The sequence below is a fragment of the Thermithiobacillus plumbiphilus genome, from assembly GCF_038070005.1.
Lineage (GTDB): Bacteria > Pseudomonadota > Gammaproteobacteria > Acidithiobacillales > Thermithiobacillaceae > JBBPCO01.
This window is the reverse complement of sequence record NZ_JBBPCO010000006.1, coordinates 21519-40696: the sequence shown is the minus strand read 5'-3', so window position 1 is coordinate 40696 and position 19178 is coordinate 21519. Positions and strand designations below refer to the sequence as shown.

The following is a 19178-nucleotide window of genomic DNA, read 5'->3' as shown; positions in this document are numbered from 1 at the left end:
CCTCAGGCGGGCACTAGCCCCGCGACGCCTTTTGCAGGACATCGGCTGCCCACTGATTGAGGCTTTTGCCGGCAGCCTGAGCGGCGATCAGTGCCGAGGCATGCACCTCCGGCGGAATGCGCAGCATCACCCGGCCGGAGGCGGGGCGCTCCGGCGCCTGCCCAAGCTGTTCGCAGGCCGCCAGATAATTATCGACGGCTTCGTGGAAGGCTTGGCGCAGTTCCTCAACATTGCGGCCATGGAAACCGATGACATCGCGCAGGCCCAGCACGCGCCCGACCAGGATTTCGTCGTCCGTGTCTACTTCGACCCGCGCTGTGTAGCCTCGATAGCTCATGTTGTTCATGGCGTCTCTCCAATTTTCTCCAGGAATTCCCGCGCATCGCGCACCCGATATTTGAGCGCCTCCTTCTGCGGATGCGGGCGGTGAAAATAAGCCCGCACGCCATCACGTTCGACCGTGATGGATGAGCCCGCGCCCTCGATGATCCGGCAGTCCAAAGCCCGGAACAGCGCTTCGACCCGACGCCATTCGATGTTGCCATTGACCGGGTTGGCAAAAAGGGCTTCAAGCGTTTTGCGATGCGTACTGTTCATGTGCCAAATGATAGCAAAATATGCTGTCAGCAGAAAGCGCGTCGTGCCATTGGGCGGGACATTTGCAAGGGCGTCAAACGTTTTGCATTCGTCAAAGACAAACGCTGGGACTGGATCGAGCCTCGCTGCAGGCACCTGAAGCCGGTCTCAGCCCTCAGGTCTCCGCCCACATCCGCAGCAGGTTGTGATAGCAGGCCGTGAGCTGCACCAGCTCCGGGGCATCCGGCTGCTTGCGGGTGAGGCTCTGGATGGCGACATCGAGGTTCAACAGCAGATTGCGCCGGCTGTCGTCGCGGATCAGGGACTCCACCCAGAAAAACGCGGCCAGCCGCACGCCGCGCGTCACCGGCGTGACCCGGTGCAGACTGCTGGCCGGGTAGAGCACCATATCACCCGCGGCGAGCTTCACCGCATGGCTACCATAGGTGTCCTCGACCACCAACTCGCCGCCCGCGTATTCGCCCGGTTCCGACAGAAACAGCGTGCAGGACACATCGGTGCGCAGTGGCTCGCTGCGGCCACGCAGGGCATTGTCCACGTGCAATCCAAAATCCATGCCCGCCTCATAGCGGTTGATCAGCGGCGGGAAGATGCGCCGAGGCAGGGCTCCGGTGATGAAGAGCGGATGACGCTGCACGGTCTGGGCGATATATTCGGCGATCTCCCGGGCCAATGGGTGGGTCTCGGCAAGCTGACGATTGCGCTTGACCTGGGCCGACTGATAACCCGCGGTGATGCGCCCGTCGTCGAATTCGGCCTCGGCGAGCTTCTGACGGATCATGGCCAGTTCGGCGGCATCCAGCACCTGATTGACTTCCAGCAGCATCAGAGCGCCCCGCTGACGATGACGAGCCCCAGCGTCAGGCAGCCCCCCACCAGGCCCAGCGCCAGCAGCCGCGGCCCGTGCAGGCGGCTCCACAGCAGGGTGCCGGTCAGGGCCAGCATCATCAGGGCGCCGGCCAGGGTGTCAGCGAAGAGCACCCAGGCCGCCGGCATGCCCGCGCCCTTGTGGAGCCTGGTGAGTGTGGCCCAGAGATTGGGCTTGCGCACTTCCACGGCCACCATGCGGTTGCCCTGCCAGTAATCCACGGACACGGACTGATTCAGGCTGTTGAGATTGACCTGCCAGTGCGCGGGCTGGATGACGCTGCCATTGCCCCAGGGCGCCGGTGCTGCCGGCTTTTTCATGCTGCGTCCGCGGGCATCCTGCATCTCGAAGGTCTCCCTGGCCCAGGCTTCCAGCGCCTTGGGGTTTTTCAGGGCACCGGCCGGCGGGCTGATGCTTTGCCGGATTTCACTTTGCTGCGCGGCCGGGATCTTCATCTCCTGGCGGTGGTTGAGCAGAAAGCCGCTCAGGCCAAAGAGCAGGCCCAGGGCCGCGCCCCAGAGGCCCAGCCAGGCGTGGGTGCGGCGCAGCCAGACCAGAAAGCGGCCCCGGCGCCAGGCCTTGGGCATAAAGAGATAACCCGTTTCCTGACGCTTTCCGGTGTCGATCCGCGGGATTGCTTCGATTTTCATGGTTCATTCTCGATGTCGATGCTCAGAATGCCAGGCGCAGGGTGCCCAACACCGAGCGCGGGGTACCCGGCAGGGCCGAGCGGACCTGGCCGGACTCATAGTAGACCGTGTCGAACAGGTTGTAGGCGTTCAACTGCAAGGCCCATCTGGGCTGGGTATAGCTCAGTACCGCATCCCAGCGGGCATAGCCGGGCAGCTTCACCTCGTTGACGCTGTCGGTATAGCGCGAGGATGCGAAGAATACGCCGCCGCCCAGGGACCAGTGCGGCGTCGCCTGGAACACGCTCCAGAGCGCCCCGCTATGCTTGGGCACATTGACCGGCACCTTGCCTTCCAGCGGCTGGCTGACATCACTCACGCTACCGACCGCCGTGTTGTTGGACTCGTCCACCCTGGCGTCGAGGAAGGCATAGGCAAGCCGCAGATTCCAGCGCGTCGTGGGCCGCCCGGTAAGCTCCAGCTCAAAGCCATTGGTATGCTGCTGGCCGGCCAGTACCTGGACGGTCGGGTCATCGGTGTTCGTGCGGGCCTTGTTCTTCTCCAGCCGGAACAGGGCGGTATCGAGCCCGAGCCTGCCGTCGAGGAAGTCGAGCTTGGCGCCGATTTCAAAGTTGCGGTTCTCCTCCGGGTCCAGCGGCTGGGATGTGGCCGAGAGCGAGTAGCCTTCCGCCGAGGGATTGAAGGATTCGCCATAGCTCAGGTAATAGGATTGGGTATCGCCCGGTTGCCAGATCAGCCCGAGCCGGGGGCTCCACATGCGGTCCGTGCGGCTGCGATCGTTGGCATCGTTGCTGACGTCGTCCTGTTCCGCCTTGAAGCTGTCATAGCGGATGCCCGCCACGGCCTTCCAGCCAGGCACGAATTCCAGCTGGTCCATCACATAGGCGCCCAGGGTGGTCGTCTCCACATCCCGGCCCTTCGCGCCCGCGAAATCATTCGCCCGGCCGGCGCCCACGCTTGGCGTCAGCTGCGGGTTGAAAATCGAGATCGGGCTGGTGCCGCTGGAATCACTGGCGCGATAGCTGAAATCTTCCCTGCCGGCTTCCACGCCAAACACCAGCGTATTGGGCAGCTTGCCCAGAGGCGCCTTGAGCTGGAAATCGGTGGTGTTGATCAGGCTCTCCTGGCTGCCGCGCCGCAGTGCCTGGCTGCGGCCCACGGTCGGATTGGCCGGGTCGGTCTCGTTCACCGCGCCGAAGAGATGGGTACGGTACAGGCGGGAGTAGTCGCCGAGGCGCAGGGTGTTGCGCAGCGAAAAGCTGTCGGAGAACTTGTGGGAGAGGATGGCGGTGCCGATGCGGGTCTCATATTTCTGCAGACGGTCGTCGGTATAGCCGTAGAACTGTTCCACCGGCACGTCCGCCGGCCGGCCCCGGTACATCGGCACGCCGTAATCGAAGACGCTGTCTTCCTCCTGCAGCAGGCCCTGCAGGGTCAGGCGGGTACGCGCGCCGAGATCGAAGGCGAGCGAGGGCGCAATGCCCTGGCGATCGGTAAAGTTGAAGTTGCGAAAGGAACCGGCATCCTGCATCACCGCACTGACCCGCGCCTGCACGCCATCAGTCAGCGGGCCGCCGGCATCCATGCTCAGGCGCTTGAAATCAAAGGAGCCGTAGCTCGCCTCGGTTTCCAGGAAGGCGGGCGCGTCGGCGCGCCGGGGCTTGCGGCTGATCTGGTTGATGACTCCGCCCGTGGAACCGCGGCCGAACAGCATCGAGGAGGGCCCCTTCAGGACCTCCACCTGCTCGATGAAAAAGGTGTCGCGCACATACTGGCCCATGTCCTTGACGCCATCGAGGTAGTTGTCGGAATTGGCGGCGAAGCCGCGCAGGGTGATGGAGTCGCCGGTGCGCCCACCCTCGCCGGCGGCAACCGTGAGGCCTGCCACGTTCTTCAGGGCGTCGCGCAGGCTGAAGCTGCTCTGGGATTCGATCAGCTGGTTGTTGACGACACTGACCGCTTGCGGCACGTCGCGCGGGTCGGCCTCGAACTTGCTGCCGGAGGATATGGTGCCGGCGCGGAATTCCTCCTGCTCGGCGGCGGACTTCACCACCACTTCCGGCAGGGCGGTGCTCTCTGCGGCATCTTCGGCACGTGCGGGTTCGACGGCTTGGGACAGGGCGGCCATGAGGGCCAGGAACAGCGGCTGCTTGTGCATGTTTTTCTCCCGAAATACCAGTTGTTGTTGGCTGGCTTGCGGGAGACCGCTGGCTGGCGACGATTACGGACCGTGGGGTCCTTCAGGCACGCAGCATAATTTAGATGATAACGATAATCAATACTGAGATGAAAATGGCATCTCAATCGGTGGCTCGGCGGTGTGGATGGGGTTCGGTTTCCAGCGTGAAATAGAAGGTGCTGCCCTGGCCCGGCTGGCTCTCGGCCCAGACGCGGCCCCCATGGCGGCGGACGATGCGGGCGACCGTGGCCAGACCGATGCCAGTGCCCTCGAACTCATTGGCGCCGTGCAGGCGCTGGAAGGGCGTGAAAAGCTTGTGCGCATATTGCATGTCAAAGCCGGCACCATTGTCGCGCACGAAATATACCGCCCCCTCCGGCTGGTCGATCATAACGCCAAGCTCGATACGCGCCTGCATCGCCTTGCGAGTATATTTCCAGGCATTCCCCAGCAGGTTTTCCAGCAGGATTTCCAGTAGATGGGGGTCACCCTTGGCTTCGACCTCGGGCTGAATCTGCCAGATCACCTGGCGCTTGGGGGCTTCTGCCGCCAGGCGCCCAACGATGTGCGCTGAGATCTGGCTGAGGTCGACGGATTCCGCATGCAGTTCGTGGCGGCTGACCATTGACAGCCCGAGCAGGTCATCTACCAGCTGGTTCATGCGATAGATGGCCTGACGCACGCGCTGAAGGAGTATCTGGCCTTCTGCAGGCAGGTGGCTTGTGAAATCCTGCATCAGGATGGCGCTGAAGCCCTCAATGGCTCGCAACGGCGCACGCAGGTCATGGGATACGGAATAGCTGAAACTTTCCAGTTCCTCGTTGGCGACCTGCAGGTCCCGTGTACGTTGATCGATGCGGCACTCCAGTTCGGCCTGCATCTTTTCCATCCTATCCATAAAAAGCTGTTGTGAAGCCTGCTCGATCCGGAGTTTTTCCTGTTCGATGTGCTCGCGCTGGTCATGGACCACGCTGGTGATGCCCATGATCAGCCCGCGCCAATCACGTACCGGCGCCAGAGATTGCTCGACCGGGATGAGATCGCCATCACAATTCACGTGCGTAGCCTGGAAACGCAGGTCGCTGCCTTCACTGCGCACGCTCTCGACGGTCCGCATAAAGCCTTCCTGCTGCTGCTCGACGATCCATTCCAGTATTGGGCGCCCCAGCATGTCATCCTGGCGGAGCCCGTAAAGCCGCTCGGCAGCCTGATTGCAGAAGGTGATGCGACCTTTCAGGTCCAGGAACAGGATAGCCTCATGCGCGTGTCGGAGCGCACTGGCCATGAACTGCGCATCCTGCTCAGGGCGCGCGCTTTGCAAGCGCATGACGACAGCAGAATCCACAGCCTGTGGTGATACCTCGACGGCTTGGCGCAGGATGGCCTTTTCATGGATTTCCGCCAGCACGGTCCCCCATTGTTCTCCCCGTTCCTGTTTTAGCAAGCTCCAATGGGCCTTGGGGATGCCCGCCAGGATCAATTGCTGGCGAATCAGGTTCAGTTGCGCGGCATCACCCAGAAACAGCAGTTGGGCCAGAGGAAAGCGGGTGCGGATTGTTTGTGCCAGCCAGCCACTGTGGTTCGGATCTTCCGGGGCCAGCGCTACGATGTCGATGCTGGCGGATTCCTCCTGAGGCAGATCATCCCAATTAGAGAGCTGCAGGATTCGCGTTGTATTTCCGAGGATGCCTGTGATCCGCGCCTGGTCCGCGGCGGGTAGATCCAGCGCCAACAAGGTCACGAGCAGGGCAGGGAATACTTGATCTTCCATGGTGCTTATGACAACAGCGGCTGGCCCAGCAGGGCACGGCCGGTCCAGGTTTTCAGAACGTCGGTCAAGGGCGCCATGACATCGGCTGCCCGGGCATCCCGCAGGCGCGCCCAGAGCAGGGAGTTGTCGCGATAGCCACTGCCGCCGGTGAATGTGAGCGCTTCATTGGTGGTGCGCACGGCCACCTCTGCCGCGGCCACCTTGGCGGATAAAATGAAGGGCAAGGCGTCCGGGTTACCCAGATCGCCGCGTTCCGCCGCATGGAAAATGAGCAGTCTGGCCTGCTGCACGGCAATCCAGAGTTCCCCCAGCCGATGCTGGATGATGGAGTCTTCGGCCAAGCTCTGGCCGCTATGCGCATAGCGGCGCTGCTTCAGGTGATCCATGGCAAGGTCCAGTGCGCCTTGCGCCAGGCCCAGGTAGGTGGCCGCCATAGCAATGAGGAAATAGGGGGCCACCACCTCGAAGACGTACCAGTTTTGGTCCCCGGCCTCGCCCAGCAGGTTGCCCAGAGGCACTCGGGCACCATCCAGATGCAGGTTGATCGAGGAGTTGCCGCGCATGCCCAGGCCCCGCCAGGATCCCTCCCACTCCATACCGGAAGTGTCGCGGTCGAGCATCAGGCAGTTGAAGACGCCGGGTGCCGCCTCGCCCTGTTCGCTCAGGGTCGAAATAACGTAGGAATCCGCCTGCCCGCCATTGGTGACAAAATTCTTTGCCCCATGTACCAGGTAGTGATCGCCCGCGCGCTCCAGGCGGCTGCCCGGCTCATAGAAGTGTCCGCCGCTACCGGGCTCGCTCAAGGCCAGTGTGGTCAGATGACGGCCCTGCACGATGGGCAGCAGGTATTTCTCCACCTGCAGCTCGCTCGGCTTGGCGGCAATCACGGCGGAACCGACGACGTGCATGCAGTAACACAGGGAAGCGGAGGGAGAGATGCGGCCGAGTTCCTCGCCGGCAATGACCATGCCGGTCATGCCCGCCCCGAGGCCGCCAAAGCGCTTTGGAATGGCCAGCGGCAGGAGGCCGGAATCCGCCAGCGCCTGCAGGCTTTTTTGGGGCCAGTGGTAGTCCTCGATGGCGGCCACTTCCGCCAGTACGACGCTGCGGGCAATTTCGGCAAAGCGCTGCCGCAGGATGAGGTGGTCCGCTGGGCTGGTCATGATTTCCTGAAGAGGGATACGGTGCGGAGGTTTGCGTTAAATTAAAACAATGTTTTCCAAGGATTACAAGTCAAATGCGCCGGCGGGTGAGCGGCCCCACCGGCTCGCACTGCCCATCGTGCTTAAAATTTGAGGGTCTGATCCACCTGCATCACCTGCAGCTTCGCCCCACTGCCCTTGAGCGCCTGACCGAAGGCCTCGGGGGTGCCGGTCAGCACCGGGAACGTGCCGTAGTGCATGGGAATGACCACTTTGGGGTGCACCAGGCGCACCGCCTCGGCGGCACGCTGCGGTCCCATGGTGAAATGATCACCGATACAGGCGAGCATCACGTCCACCTTGTGGAACTGTGGCACCAGGCGCATGTCGCCAAAGACGTCGGTATCACCGGTATGGTAGATGGTCGGGCCGTTCTTGATGCTGATCAGAAAGCCGCCGGGATTGCCACCGGTATGGGGAATCTTGTCCATGCCGGTCACTGTGGAGCCGTGCACGGCCGGGATGAAGGCCACCTTCACCTCACCATCCAGCAGACTGATCTCGCCGCCGAAGTTGCCTCCGGTGCTCATGCCGGCCTGATCCTTCGGGAAGCCGGCGAACTGGACCAGGGCGTTGCTCAGATCAAAGGTGGATACCAGCCTGGCGCCGGTCCTTTTCGCAATTTCGGCGGCATCGCCCACGTGATCGGCATGCCCATGGGAAACGAGGATGAGGTCGGCCTTGTCGATGGCGGCCAGATCCTGCTTGCCGTTTTTGTTGGCGGGATTGCTGATCCAGGGGTCGATCAGCAGCACCCGGCCCTGGGGCGTGACGAGCTTGAAGGCGGCGTGGCCATACCAGGTGAGACTGGTGGCGGCCGCGGCGCCGGCTGGCAGGGTGGCGCACAGCAGGGCAGTGAGCAACAGAGGCAACAGGCGGCGCGGCATGGCGTTCTCCTTCTTGTAAGCGGGATTTGTCACAGCCTAGCACGCGTTATCGACATAAAAAAAGCCCGCCACGAGGGCGGGCTGACAGCACTCATGCAAGCTCAGACCTTGAAGCGGTTCACGGTCTGGCGCAGTTCCTCGGAAACGCGGGTGAGATTCTGCGCGCTCTGGGCGCTTTCCGAGATGTTGGCCTTGCCGCGCGTGGCGAGATTGGCGATGGTCTCGACATTGCCGGCAATCTCGCTGGCCACCGCGCTTTGTTCCTCGGAGGCAGTGGCGATCTGGGTGATCATGTCCGAGAGCTGGTGGGCGCCCTCAAGGATCTGCTGCAGCGACTGCCCGGCCTGGCCGGCCAGGCGCATGCCGTCCTCGACCTCCTGACGCGCCCCACCCATGGTGTTCACCGCCTGCTGGGTGTCGCGGCGGATGGTCTCGATCATGCGACCAATCTCACCGGTGGCCGTGGCGGTGCGTTCGGCGAGCTTCCGGACCTCATCGGCCACCACGGCAAAGCCGCGACCCTGCTCGCCGGCGCGCGCCGCTTCGATGGCGGCATTCAAGGCCAAAAGATTGGTCTGGTCGGCGATGTCGGCGATCACCGACACGATCTTGCCGATCTCCGCCGAACTCTGATCCAGGGCCGAGACCACCTCGGCGCTGCTGCCCACGGACTGGGAGATCTGACGCATGCCATCCACGGTCTGGCGCACCACCTGGCCGCCGCGCTGGGCGGTGTCGTTGGCCTCACGCGCGAACTGGGCGGCGGAAGCGGCGCTGCGCGCTACCTCGGTGACTGTCGCGCTCATTTCTTCCATGGCGGTGGCGGCCTGGGCGGTCTGCTGGTTCTGGGCATCGGCATCATGATCGAGCTGCAGGGAAGCCGCCGAAAGCTGGCTGGCCGAGGCCGCCACCTGCTCCGAGGAGCCGCGGATGCCGCCGATCATCTTGCGCAGTTCCGTGCTCATGCGGTTGAAGCTGTCGGCGATGCGGCCCAACTCGTCGCGGCTTTGCACCCGTACCTTGCAGGTCAGGTCCCCGCTGGCAATGCGGCCTGTGGCAGCCTCGATTTCGTGCAGGGGGCCGGTGATGCCGCGGGTGATCTTTATCGCCATGAAAAAGCCGAGCAGGATGGCAAGGCCGGTGGCGCCGAGCAGAATCAGGCGCATGCGGGTATAGGTACGCTCAGCGGCCTTGTAAGCCGTCAGCGCGCGCTTTTCCTCCAGATTTCCGAAGTTGCGGATCTCTTCGCGCCAGGTCTTTTCCTTGGCGCGCGATTGCGTCATCAGTATGCTGAAGGCCTCCTGGGACTGCCCGGCCAGCGCCAGTTGGACTACCTGATTGTTCACCGCCCGGGTCTGCTGGCGGGCAGCATCGATGCGCGCCAGGATGCCCTTGCTCTCGGGTGAGCTGACCAGCCGGCTCATCTCCGCATAAGCCTTGTCATATTGGCCGCGTGCTTCTTTCAAGGTGTTTTGCTGTTCCTCGCGTGCTGCCGGGTCCTGAAGCAGGATGAGGTTGCGGGTGACGCGCGAGACGATGTGAATGGCGTCGAGCATCTCCGAGGTGAGCACCACGCCGCGCAGGTTGCGATTGGCCAGGTCATCCATCTGCTGGTTGAGCGAGGCCATCTGCTGCAGGGCGCCCAGCGCGATGGCGGCCATGAAGACCAGCAGGAGCCCGAAGCCCAATCCGAGCCGCTTGCCGATATTCCAGTTCCCAAACATATCTTTCTCCTTGCTCATGGTTGAAGACGGCCAATGCTGTGCCCGCCAAAGCACGCGACAGACCGGTATCCTGGTCGTACAGGCAGGTTACGGCACATATCAGCAAAACTTGATATTGTCAGGGTGCGACAGAGGGCTTTGTCGGCTGGGGGGCGTCAGGGTTGAAGCGGCACCATTCGTCGGTCTGGCGGGGATCCCAGTGTTCGGCGCGACGGTCCATCTCGACGATCAGGCCTTCGAGCTGGCGGCGGATCTGGCGGGCAATCAGTGAGGGCCCGATGAGCATGGGAACCGTGAAGGTCGGGGTGATCTGGAGATTCTGGGTAACAAGCACCTGCTGGCCGAGACGGGAAAATTTCGTCAGGCCTTCATATGCGAGATTGCCCGAGCGGGACTGCACATGGATGCCATCCTCGCGGCGTTCGATGTCGAGTACCACGGTAACGGGAAATTTGAAAAACAGAAAGCCGGCATTGCCGCGCCATTCCACGACCCGCTTTTCCGGGCTGCTTTCGAGCAGCCGGCTCGTGGATAGGTCCGGTACGAAGCTGGCCATGTGGTCGTAGTCAGTCATCACCGTGCAGACCAGGCCGGAAGGATAGGGCAGGCGCATCTCCGTCTCGATGTGGGCGGCTTCGCTGCCGATCCGGCGCTCGGCCTGCACGCGCAGGCTGGCCGCCCCGGCGATGTCCGCCGCACCTGAGAGGACGAGGCACAGGATGGCCAGCCATCCTCGTCTGCTGCGCAACTGCCCAGGCTTGGTGCTGGTCCGGGCGAGTCCGGGTGACCCAAATGCCTGGGCTGATACGGATAACATTCGAGGCAGCCAGTCCTGTGTGTGCACGCATTGCTCCGGGAATCCCTGCTGGGCACGTCCAGTGTAGGAAGCGGATCGGGAAGGCGCAAGGCGCAGCCGGCCGAAACAGGGCTATAATCCGACCTCAGGTGGTTTCTTTCATGCACGATTGCAAGGCGGAAGGATGAGATCTTTTTATCGTTCAGGTATTCCTGTGGGGCTGGCCGGACTGCTCTGCCTGTCCATGCTCATGCCGGGACTGGCCCAGGCCATGCCCATTCAGGTCGAACAGCCGCAGATCCTGGTATCCGGCACCGGCCGGGCGAGTGTCGCGCCGGACGAGGCGACGCTGACCATCGCCGTCGAAACGCATGCCACCACGGCGGCCGCGGCTGCTTCGAGCAATGCCCGACAGATGCAGACTGTGCGCGAGGCCCTGCAGCGCGCCGGCCTGCCAGCGGCAGCCCTGAGTACCCAGGACTATACCGTGCAGGCGCGGATTCGCTACGAGCGCGAGCAGTCCCGGATGGACGGCTACGACGCCGCCAATACCCTGAAGGTGAAGACCCGCGAGCTGGCGCGGCTTGGTGCCTACATGGACGCCGCGCTGGCGGCAGGCGCGACGCGCATCGGTGGCGTCGAGTTCACTGCCAGCCAGCTCGACAATGTCCGACGAGTTGCCCTGGCGCAGGCCATCGTACAGGCGCGGGGTGACGCGCAGGCCATGGCGGATGCCGCTGGTGGCCGGCTTGGCGAGTTGCTGGAGCTCTCGACCAATCCGGCTTCGCCAGGGCCGGTGCCATTTCGCGCGGCCATGGCCGAGCAGGCCAAAGTGGAGACACCCATCAGCCCCGGTGAGGTCACGGTGGAGACCGTGGTCAGCACCCGCTGGCGCTTCATGCCGCGCTGATTGGCGCGGCCCCTGCAGCAGAATGGAATCCGCATGAATCTTGAACGCATTACCTTTGCCTTTTTCATCGTGCTGGCTCTGACCCTGAATTTCGGGTTTTTCGTGGGCGATATCGACAACCCCGTCCACCATGACCGTTTCGAACTGTTCGCCGCCATCGTCGTGAACCTGATCGCCACGGTGCTGAAGTTCGGTGACCGCACCCATATCGGTGCGGTGCTGCTGGCCACCAGCCTGGTGGCGGACCTGCAGCTGATCGCGGCGGCGGTGATCTGGGGCGTGGCGGTCTATGGGACCGGGGTGGGCCTGACGCCCCAGGTGACAGTGGCCATCGTGTCGATGTCGGGCGGGGCGCTGCTCGCCAATTTCGTTTCGGTGGTGATTCTGATGGCAGAAACCCTGATGATGCGGCGCTGAGCGAGCCCTGCCATGAATGCCATCTTTCTGCTGCTGCGGCGCATGCGCTGGCCGCTGGCCATACTGATCGGGACCTATGCGATCGCAATCCTGGGCTTTGTGCTCATTCCCGGTCAGGATGCCGAAGGCCGGCCCTGGCACATGGACTTCATGCATGCCTTTTATTTCGTCAGCTATATGGCCTCGACCATCGGCTTTGGCGAGATTCCCTATCCCTTCACCGGCGCGCAGCGACTCTGGACCAGCCTTACCATCTATCTGACCGTCATCGGCTGGCTCTATAGCATCGGCGCACTTTTGACCCTGATGCAGGATGCCGCCCTGCGCCGGGTGCTGCGTCGCAATGCCTTCGAGCGTCAGGTGCGGGCCCTGCGTGAGCCGTTTTATCTGGTTTGTGGTTATGGCGATACCGGCAGTTTTCTCGTGCAGGAGTTGGCCGGGCATGGACTGCGCGCAGTGGTGGTGGACATCGACGCCGAGCGCATCGACGCCCTGAGCATGGCCGACCTCGGCCTGCGCGTGCCGGGGCTCTGTGCGGATGCCGCCGACCCTTCCACGTTGCAGATCGCGGGTCTGACCCATCCGCACTGCACCGGCGTGATCGCCCTCACCAATCAGGACGCGGTGAATCTGAAGGTGGCCATCACCAGCAAGCTGCTCAGTCCGGGCCTGCGGGTGATCTGCCGGGCGGAAAGCCAGACGGCTGCCGCCAACATGGCCTCCTTTGGCACCGATGACATCATCAATCCCTTTGAAAGCTTCGCTGACCGCCTGAGCATGGCCCTGCATTCGCCGGGTCGTTACACCCTGTTTGAATGGCTGACCAGCCCACTGGGAACGCCCTTGCAGGAACCCCTGGCGGCCCCGCGAGGGCTCTGGATCCTGTGCAGTTATGGCCGCTTTGGCAAGGCGGTGCAGCGCTTTCTGAACTTTGAAGGCATCGAGAGCGTGATCGTGGACCATGCCCCAGCGGCCATGGAGGCGCCGCCAGACACAATTACCGGGCGCGGCACCGAAACCGTTACCCTGCGCGAGGCACGCATCGATGAGGCCGTGGCCATCGTGGCTGGTACGGACGACGACACCGACAATCTCTCGATCGTGATGACGGCCAGGCTGATGAATCCCGGCCTGTTCATCGTGGCGCGTCAGCGCCAGCGTCAGAATGATGCCCTCTTCCAGGCGGCCGATGTGGATCTGATCATGCAGGCCGGCAGCATCATCGCCCGCAAGGTCATGGCCTTGCTGACCAATCCGCTCCTGAGTGCCTTCCTGCGCGAGGTGCGGCACCAGGACGACGACTGGGCCAACGTGCTGATCAGCCGCATCGCCGGCGTGACCGGGGATGCCATTCCCGACACCTGGGTGATGACGGTCGACGCCAGGGAGACTCCCGCGCTCTGGAAAGCGCTGCAGGCGGGGCAAGCGGTGCCGCTCGGCGCGCTCTATGCCGATCCGCGCGACCGCCGGCAACTGATGCCCTGCTTTGCCCTGATGATCGCCCGCCAGGATCAGGAAATCTTTCTGCCGGGCGAGGATCATCGGCTGGCGGCAGGCGACCGGCTGCTCTTTTGCGGCGTGCTGGAAAGCGCCGATCACCTGAGCTGGACTGCGCGCAACGAGAATGTGCTCAACTATGTCCTGACCGGCGAGGAACGGCCCAGCGGCACGCTCTGGCGCTGGCTTGCAGGAAGCGTGCCGGACAGGTAAGCTTATGAAAAAACAGGCTGGGAGGCCATTTTCACTGGAAAAATCCCCGCATGTTCGAGCAGTTGCTTGCCATCCTTGATCTGGAAACCACCGGCACCAATCCCACCCGCGAACGCATCACCGAAATCGGCCTGATCACCATCGATCCCGATGGCCATACAGAATCCTGGTCGAGTCTGGTCAACCCGCAACAGTCCGTGCCCGCCTTCATCGAGGGGCTGACCGGCATCAGCAATGCCATGCTGGCCGATGCCCCGAGCTTCGAGGACCTTGCCGAAGAACTGCAGGCGCGCCTGGCCGGTCGCGTACTGGTGGCGCACAACGCCCGCTTCGATTACGCCTTCCTCAAGAACGAATTCCGCCGCCTGAACATCAGTTTCCAGGCGCGGGTGCTCTGCACGGTCAAGCTCTCGCGCCGGCTCTTCCCGCAGGAGCGTCATCACAATCTCGACGCCATCATGAATCGGCATGGGCTAGATTGCGCCCGGCGCCACCGGGCGCTCGGGGATGCCGAAGTGGTGCGGGACTTCCTGGCGGATCTGGTGCGCAGCCAGGAACCCACTGCCCTGCAGGATGCCATCGAGCATCTGTTGAAGGATTCGAGCCTGCCGGCCGGGCTGGACGCCGATGCCCTGGCAGCGCTGCCGGATCGTCCCGGTGTCTATTTCTTCTACGGCGACAACGAAGCCGTGCTCTATGTCGGCAAGAGCGTCAACCTGCGTTCGCGGGTGCGCGCGCACTTCTCGGGGGATCACCGGCTGAACAAAGACCTGCGCATCTCCCAGCAGATCCGGCGCGTCGACTGGATCGAGACCGCCGGAGAGCTCGGGGCGTTGCTGCAGGAGGCGCGGCTGATCAAGCAGCTGATGCCCATCCACAACCGCCAGTTGCGCCACAAGCGCGCTCTCTGCGCCCTGCACTGGAACCCGGCGGAAACAGGCTCAAAGCCTGCGGTGGTGCGCGCCGGGGAGATCGACTTCAGCCGCACCGAGCATCTTTATGGCCTGTTCAAGAGTGCCCGCGAGGCTCAGGACTTCCTGCGCCGGCTCTGTGACGAGCAGGGCCTGTGTCGCAAGACTCTGGGGCTCGAGAAGGGCAAGGGCCCCTGCTTTGCCTATCAGATCAAGCGCTGTCAGGGGGCCTGTGTCGGCGAAGAGGCCTTGCACGACCATCAGGCCCGCTTGCTCGTTGAACTCGAAAAGCTGCGGGTGCGGACCTGGCCCTATCCCGGTCCTGTGGCCATCCGCGAGCGCAATGCCAGGACCGGCCGCGAAGAACTGCATCTATTGGATCGCTGGTGCTATCTCGGCAGCGCGGAAAGCCTCGACGCGCTGGCGCAACTGCCCGCCCAGGGCGTGGCCTTCGATCTGGATACCTATACCATCCTGTCCCGCTTCCTGGCGCAACAGCGGCTGGATGTGATCGAGCTGCCGGGCTGGCCGGTGGAGTCGGCGGCCTGAGCGGACTCAGTGCCGGTGACGATGGTGCGCATCCGGGAAATGGGCGTGCTCGTGGCTGAGGGGTTCATGGCGATGCCAGTGACGATGCCTGGTGTCGGGCGGCACCGGCTCGTCATGGGCGTGCTGATGATGGACATCATGGACGTGCTCGTGTTCGTGCTCGATCGGCTCATGAATATGCGCATGGCTGTGCTGCTCGGTCAGGTGCAGCCAGACGCCCAGCGCCATCAACAGGCCGGCGATCAGCAGGCGTTCGCTCAGGGTTTCTCCCAGCAAGGGGATGGCGAGTGCCGCCCCGACGAAGGGCGCCACCGAGAAATAGGCGCCTGTTCTGGCGGTCCCGAGATGACGCAGGCCCAGTACGAACAGGCTCAGGCTGATGCCGTAGCTGAGCCAGCCGACCAGCAGCGCGCTTGAGATCTGTGGCAGGGCCGGCCAGTGCGCACCCAGCAGAAAGGCCAAGGTCAGGTTTACGCTGCCGGCCGAAAGGCCCTTGATGGCCGCAATCCAGGTGGCATCGGTGAGTGATACCTTGCGGGTCAGATTGTTGTCGATGCCCCAGGCCAGGCAGGCGCCCAGCACGGCGAGCGTTGGCATGATCCCCGCGAAGTGCGCCTCGCCAGGCCAACTGAGCACGACAGCACCCGCGACAATGGCCAGCATGCCCAGTGCAATGCGCCGGTCAAAGTTTTCGCGGAAGGCAAACCAGGCGAGCAGGGCGGTGAACACGCCCTCGGCATTCAGGAGCAGCGATGCGCCCGAAGCCGGCATGCCGGTCAGCCCGAACATCAGCAGCACCGGCGCGAACACTCCGCCGGCCAGAATGGCGCCTGCCAGCCAGGGCCACTCGCCGGGCGGCAGTTTCGCCGCAGGGGCCTGGCGCACCAGGCGGTACAGGAAGAGCCCCAGGCCGGAGCCCAGATACAGCAAGCCTGCCAGCAGCCAGGGATCGATGCCGGTCAGCAGCCACTTGGCAAAGGGCGTGCTGATACCAAACAAAATGGCTGCACCCAGTGCCGCCGGCACGCCGGGCTGCATGAGTCCTTTTTTCCATTGCATCATTGCCATTGCCCGCTATTTTGAGTCTGCCAGCAACCAATCTGCCAGGAGAAGGGCGGTGTTCATGGCGGTCTCTGTCAAAAGCACCGGGATGGAATCTTGATAAGAATAGCAGTTCCGTGGGAAGTTGCCCCATTAGCCAGCCCTTCAGCTGGTCTCTTGCTCGGGGTGCCGCAATCGACCCTTCCTCAGGCGTCGCGGCTTCCGCTGTCTTGCCTGTAAGATTCAAGCTCCGCTACCCGGGGTCATTAGCGGGTGTCTGTCTGCCCAGACAACCCATGGACTTGCATGATCATGCCTTCATGCGCATAGTGCAAAGAAAATCCAAGTCATGGGGAAGGTATGATCCTGCTCTATCTTGCCGCCGGCGCCTTCGCGGGGCTGCTCGCCGGCCTCTTTGGCGTCGGTGGCGGGCTGGTCATCGTGCCGGTACTGAGCTTCATCTTTGCCGCCGAGGGCTTCCCCGAGGCGCAGATACTGCACCTGGCGCTTGGTACCTCGCTCGCCAGCATCCTCTTTACCGGCTTCGTCTCGGCGCGCGCCCATGACCGGCGGGGGGCGGTGAACTGGCGGGTCTTGAAAGGCGTCACCCCGGGTGTCTTGATCGGGACCTTCGCCGGGAGCGCGCTCGCCGCCCACCTGCACAGCCGCCCGCTGGCGATTTTTTTCATTGTCTTTGAGTTCTATGTCGCCACCCAGATGCTGCTCGGTTTTCGTCCCCGGCCGGAGCGCCAGTTGCCGGGTTTATGGGGACTGACGCTGGCAGGCCTGGTGATCGGCGTGGTGTCGAGCCTGGTCGGTATCGGCGGCGGCACGCTCTCGGTGCCCTTTCTGAGCTGGTCGAATGTGTCCTTGCCGGTTGCAATCGGCACCAGCGCGGCCATCGGCCTGCCGATTGCCCTGGCGGGCGCGCTTGGCTATGCGCTCAATGGCCTGGGTACCGCTGGCCTGCCAGACTACAGCATCGGCTTTGTCTATCTGCCGGCCCTGCTTGGCCTGGTGCTGGCCAGCATGCTGACCGCCCCACTTGGCGCGCGCCTGGCGCACCGCCTGCCAGTACTACATCTCAAACGGCTGTTTGCCCTGCTGCTCTATCTGCTGGCGATTCGCATGGCGTTTGAGTTGTTCTAGGCATATTCAAAAAATGCGGCCTCAGTTTCAGCCCGGGCACTGAGCGGTTTCGCGCGTCATCTCTCAGAGGGTCCTATTTCAAAGCCGCCCTCAGTCCCTCCGCCCCCGGAAAGTCCGTCCACTCGGCCATCTCGCGCCGCGCCACCAGGATACGGCGATATTCCTCGGGGTCCTTGGTATGCGTCAGGTCGCCGGGGCGGGGAAAGTGGAAGTCATGCAGGCGCGATAGCCAGAATCGCAGCGCCGCGCCGCGCAGGGCGGCGGGCCAGCAGGCGATCTCATCATTCGAAAGCGGCCGCTCCCGCTGGTAGGCCTCCCAGAGACAGTGGGCGAGCTCGGCGTCGAGCGCGCCGTCCGGCTGCGAACACCAGGCGTTCAGGGTAATGGCGAGATCATAGAGATAGGCATCATCAGCGGCGTAGTAGAAGTCGATGACACCGGTCAGCAGGTTGCCTTCGAAGAGCGCGTTGTCGCGAAAGAGATCGGCATGGATGACGCCGTGGGGGAGATGGGACTTGCAGTGGTTCTGCTGGAACTGCAGTTCGTCGCTCAGGAGCCTTGCGTCCATGGGGCTCAGGTGGCTACTGAGCTGGCCGGAGGCCTCAATCCACCAGCGCAGCCCCCGAGGGTTCTCGCGCCGCAGGGGAAAGCCCTCGGCCGCCTTGTGCATTCGCCCGAGCAGGGCGCCCACCGCGCGGGTCTGTCCCGGGTTCGGCAACTCCACGGATTTGCCGGAGAGCTTTTGCACGATGGCGGCGGGCTTGCCGCAGAGCGACTGCAGATAATGGCCTTCCCGGTCGGCGATGGGCTGGGGACAGGGAATGCCATGATGTGCCAGATGGGCAGTCAGTTCGAGAAAATAGGGGATCTCCGTGGCAGCGAGCCGTTCGAAGATGGTCAGCACGAACTCGCCCTCGCTGGTATCGAGAAAGAAGTTGCTGTTCTCGACCCCGGCACTGATGCCGCGCAGGGATTGCGCCTGGCCGATATCGTAGCGCCCCAGAAAATTCTCAAGCGCTTCGGCGCTTACGGCGGTATAGACGGACATAAGAGTCTTGTGGCTTTGGTCAGAGGTTGAGCAGGGCTTCCACTTCGGATGCCGAGGGTTCGAAGCCGCGGTATTCGTAATGGCGGAAAATGGCGTTGACCACGTCCTCGGGCTCGTCGAGCACCTCGAAAAGATCCATGTCCGCAGCGCTGATCATGCCCTCGCGGATGAGCGTGTCGCGAAACCAGTCCACCAGCCCGCTCCAGAAACTGCTGCCGACGAGAATGATCGGAATGCGCCGGCTCTTGCCGGTCTGGATCAGGGTCAGGGCCTCGACCACCTCGTCGAGCGTGCCAAAGCCGCCGGGCATCACCACGTAGGCGGCGGCATACTTGACGAACATGACCTTGCGCGCGAAAAAGTGGCGGAAGTTCAGGGAGATGTCCTGATAGCCGTTGCCGTGCTGCTCGTGCGGCAATTCGATGTTCAGCCCGACGCTCAGCCCCTGTCCGGCAAAGGCGCCCTTGTTGGCGGCCTCCATCAGGCCCGGCCCGCCACCACTGATCACGGCAAAGCCCGAGTTGGCCAGCAATTCGGCAATGCGCTGGGTCTTTTGATAAACCGGGTGATCGGCAGGCACACGGGCGGAGCCGAAGATGCTGACGCAGGGCTCGATGGCGGCGAGTTTCTCGAAACCGTTCACGAACTCCGACATGATCTGCAGGACCTTCCACGGTTCCCGACTGAGCGCTTCATCGCGCAGGCGGGACAGTGAGTTCAGCGAAAAACCAGGTTGCATGCGGATCCTCTCGGTGCCTTGCACTATCTG

The 19178-nt window shown here is 63.3% G+C and carries 18 protein-coding genes; 5 read left to right on the top strand and 13 right to left on the bottom strand.

Translation table 11 applies throughout. The features are described from left to right. Window positions 1-13: 13 nt before the first annotated feature. The 10 genes from WOB96_RS07155 to WOB96_RS07110 form a co-directional block, all read right to left on the bottom strand. On the bottom strand, window positions 14-346 hold the full coding sequence (locus tag WOB96_RS07155; protein ID WP_341370598.1) for a type II toxin-antitoxin system HicB family antitoxin: 333 nt from the start codon (window positions 344-346) through the stop codon (window positions 14-16). Further along, window positions 343-597 (bottom strand): type II toxin-antitoxin system HicA family toxin, encoded by a 255-nt coding sequence (locus WOB96_RS07150; RefSeq protein ID WP_341370597.1) that lies wholly within the window; start codon window positions 595-597, stop codon window positions 343-345. The genes WOB96_RS07155 and WOB96_RS07150 overlap by 4 nt, the downstream gene beginning before the upstream one ends. A 154-nt stretch (window positions 598-751) precedes the next feature. Further along, window positions 752-1423 carry a Fe2+-dependent dioxygenase gene (locus tag WOB96_RS07145; RefSeq protein WP_341370596.1) on the bottom strand — a complete coding sequence of 224 codons (672 nt, stop codon included), beginning with the start codon at window positions 1421-1423 and terminating at the stop codon, window positions 752-754. Next, on the bottom strand, window positions 1423-2115 hold the full coding sequence (locus WOB96_RS07140; RefSeq protein ID WP_341370595.1) for a PepSY-associated TM helix domain-containing protein: 693 nt from the start codon (window positions 2113-2115) through the stop codon (window positions 1423-1425). The genes WOB96_RS07145 and WOB96_RS07140 overlap by 1 nt, the downstream gene beginning before the upstream one ends. A 22-nt stretch (window positions 2116-2137) precedes the next feature. After that, a complete protein-coding gene (locus WOB96_RS07135) occupies window positions 2138-4273 on the bottom strand; it encodes a TonB-dependent receptor (RefSeq protein ID WP_341370594.1) in 2136 nt (711 codons plus the stop codon). A 142-nt stretch (window positions 4274-4415) separates the two neighbouring features. Next, complete coding sequence (locus WOB96_RS07130) at window positions 4416-6065, bottom strand: sensor histidine kinase (protein ID WP_341370593.1); 1650 nt, start codon at window positions 6063-6065, stop codon at window positions 4416-4418. A gap of 5 nt (window positions 6066-6070) precedes the next feature. Next, window positions 6071-7228, bottom strand: coding sequence for an acyl-CoA dehydrogenase family protein (locus WOB96_RS07125; RefSeq protein WP_341370592.1), 1158 nt, complete (start codon window positions 7226-7228; stop codon window positions 6071-6073). A 122-nt stretch (window positions 7229-7350) separates the two neighbouring features. Continuing rightward, the gene (locus WOB96_RS07120) at window positions 7351-8154 is read right to left on the bottom strand and encodes a metal-dependent hydrolase (RefSeq protein ID WP_341370591.1); all 804 of its coding nucleotides are present in this window, start codon (window positions 8152-8154) and stop codon (window positions 7351-7353) included. A gap of 101 nt (window positions 8155-8255) precedes the next feature. Then, window positions 8256-9878 carry a methyl-accepting chemotaxis protein gene (locus WOB96_RS07115; RefSeq protein WP_341370590.1) on the bottom strand — a complete coding sequence of 541 codons (1623 nt, stop codon included), beginning with the start codon at window positions 9876-9878 and terminating at the stop codon, window positions 8256-8258. A gap of 118 nt (window positions 9879-9996) precedes the next feature. After that, the gene (locus WOB96_RS07110; protein WP_341370589.1) at window positions 9997-10695 is read right to left on the bottom strand and encodes an SRPBCC family protein; all 699 of its coding nucleotides are present in this window, start codon (window positions 10693-10695) and stop codon (window positions 9997-9999) included. A gap of 163 nt (window positions 10696-10858) precedes the next feature. Here WOB96_RS07110 and WOB96_RS07105 point away from each other — a divergent pair, with 163 nt between their 5' ends. Genes WOB96_RS07105 through WOB96_RS07090 form a run of 4 tightly spaced genes read left to right on the top strand, consistent with a single transcriptional unit; the run spans window position 10859 to window position 15171 of the window. Next, entirely contained in the window at window positions 10859-11584 is a 726-nt protein-coding gene (locus WOB96_RS07105; protein WP_341370588.1) for an SIMPL domain-containing protein, read from the top strand. A 33-nt stretch (window positions 11585-11617) separates the two neighbouring features. Continuing rightward, complete coding sequence (locus tag WOB96_RS07100) at window positions 11618-12001, top strand: DUF6394 family protein (RefSeq protein WP_341370587.1); 384 nt, start codon at window positions 11618-11620, stop codon at window positions 11999-12001. Window positions 12002-12013: 12 nt separating this feature from the next. Further along, window positions 12014-13711 (top strand): potassium channel family protein, encoded by a 1698-nt coding sequence (locus tag WOB96_RS07095; RefSeq protein WP_341370586.1) that lies wholly within the window; start codon window positions 12014-12016, stop codon window positions 13709-13711. Window positions 13712-13761: 50 nt separating this feature from the next. Continuing rightward, window positions 13762-15171, top strand: coding sequence for a 3'-5' exonuclease family protein (locus tag WOB96_RS07090; protein ID WP_341370585.1), 1410 nt, complete (start codon window positions 13762-13764; stop codon window positions 15169-15171). A gap of 6 nt (window positions 15172-15177) precedes the next feature. Here WOB96_RS07090 and WOB96_RS07085 read toward each other — a convergent pair whose 3' ends face one another. Further along, complete coding sequence (locus tag WOB96_RS07085) at window positions 15178-16239, bottom strand: DMT family transporter (RefSeq protein WP_341370584.1); 1062 nt, start codon at window positions 16237-16239, stop codon at window positions 15178-15180. A gap of 333 nt (window positions 16240-16572) precedes the next feature. On the opposite strand from WOB96_RS07085, the gene WOB96_RS07080 reads away from it, so the two are divergent. Then, on the top strand, window positions 16573-17361 hold the full coding sequence (locus tag WOB96_RS07080) for a sulfite exporter TauE/SafE family protein (protein ID WP_341370583.1): 789 nt from the start codon (window positions 16573-16575) through the stop codon (window positions 17359-17361). 73 nt (window positions 17362-17434) lie between these two features. Here WOB96_RS07080 and WOB96_RS07075 read toward each other — a convergent pair whose 3' ends face one another. Further along, window positions 17435-18409, bottom strand: coding sequence for a homoserine kinase (locus tag WOB96_RS07075; RefSeq protein ID WP_341370582.1), 975 nt, complete (start codon window positions 18407-18409; stop codon window positions 17435-17437). 19 nt (window positions 18410-18428) lie between these two features. Then, entirely contained in the window at window positions 18429-19148 is a 720-nt protein-coding gene (locus WOB96_RS07070; protein ID WP_341370581.1) for an LOG family protein, read from the bottom strand. Between the last annotated feature and the right edge of the window lie 30 nt (window positions 19149-19178).

Coding starts and splice junctions, on each gene's coding strand:
- WOB96_RS07155 (WP_341370598.1), bottom strand. CDS start 346: ATGAACAACATGAGCTATCGAGGCTACACAGCGCGGGTCGAAGTAGAC.
- WOB96_RS07150 (WP_341370597.1), bottom strand. CDS start 597: ATGAACAGTACGCATCGCAAAACGCTTGAAGCCCTTTTTGCCAACCCG.
- WOB96_RS07145 (WP_341370596.1), bottom strand. CDS start 1,423: ATGCTGCTGGAAGTCAATCAGGTGCTGGATGCCGCCGAACTGGCCATG.
- WOB96_RS07140 (WP_341370595.1), bottom strand. CDS start 2,115: ATGAAAATCGAAGCAATCCCGCGGATCGACACCGGAAAGCGTCAGGAA.
- WOB96_RS07135 (WP_341370594.1), bottom strand. CDS start 4,273: ATGCACAAGCAGCCGCTGTTCCTGGCCCTCATGGCCGCCCTGTCCCAA.
- WOB96_RS07130 (WP_341370593.1), bottom strand. CDS start 6,065: ATGGAAGATCAAGTATTCCCTGCCCTGCTCGTGACCTTGTTGGCGCTG.
- WOB96_RS07125 (WP_341370592.1), bottom strand. CDS start 7,228: ATGACCAGCCCAGCGGACCACCTCATCCTGCGGCAGCGCTTTGCCGAA.
- WOB96_RS07120 (WP_341370591.1), bottom strand. CDS start 8,154: ATGCCGCGCCGCCTGTTGCCTCTGTTGCTCACTGCCCTGCTGTGCGCC.
- WOB96_RS07115 (WP_341370590.1), bottom strand. CDS start 9,878: ATGTTTGGGAACTGGAATATCGGCAAGCGGCTCGGATTGGGCTTCGGG.
- WOB96_RS07110 (WP_341370589.1), bottom strand. CDS start 10,695: ATGTTATCCGTATCAGCCCAGGCATTTGGGTCACCCGGACTCGCCCGG.
- WOB96_RS07105 (WP_341370588.1), top strand. CDS start 10,859: ATGAGATCTTTTTATCGTTCAGGTATTCCTGTGGGGCTGGCCGGACTG.
- WOB96_RS07100 (WP_341370587.1), top strand. CDS start 11,618: ATGAATCTTGAACGCATTACCTTTGCCTTTTTCATCGTGCTGGCTCTG.
- WOB96_RS07095 (WP_341370586.1), top strand. CDS start 12,014: ATGAATGCCATCTTTCTGCTGCTGCGGCGCATGCGCTGGCCGCTGGCC.
- WOB96_RS07090 (WP_341370585.1), top strand. CDS start 13,762: ATGTTCGAGCAGTTGCTTGCCATCCTTGATCTGGAAACCACCGGCACC.
- WOB96_RS07085 (WP_341370584.1), bottom strand. CDS start 16,239: ATGGCAATGATGCAATGGAAAAAAGGACTCATGCAGCCCGGCGTGCCG.
- WOB96_RS07080 (WP_341370583.1), top strand. CDS start 16,573: ATGATCCTGCTCTATCTTGCCGCCGGCGCCTTCGCGGGGCTGCTCGCC.
- WOB96_RS07075 (WP_341370582.1), bottom strand. CDS start 18,409: ATGTCCGTCTATACCGCCGTAAGCGCCGAAGCGCTTGAGAATTTTCTG.
- WOB96_RS07070 (WP_341370581.1), bottom strand. CDS start 19,148: ATGCAACCTGGTTTTTCGCTGAACTCACTGTCCCGCCTGCGCGATGAA.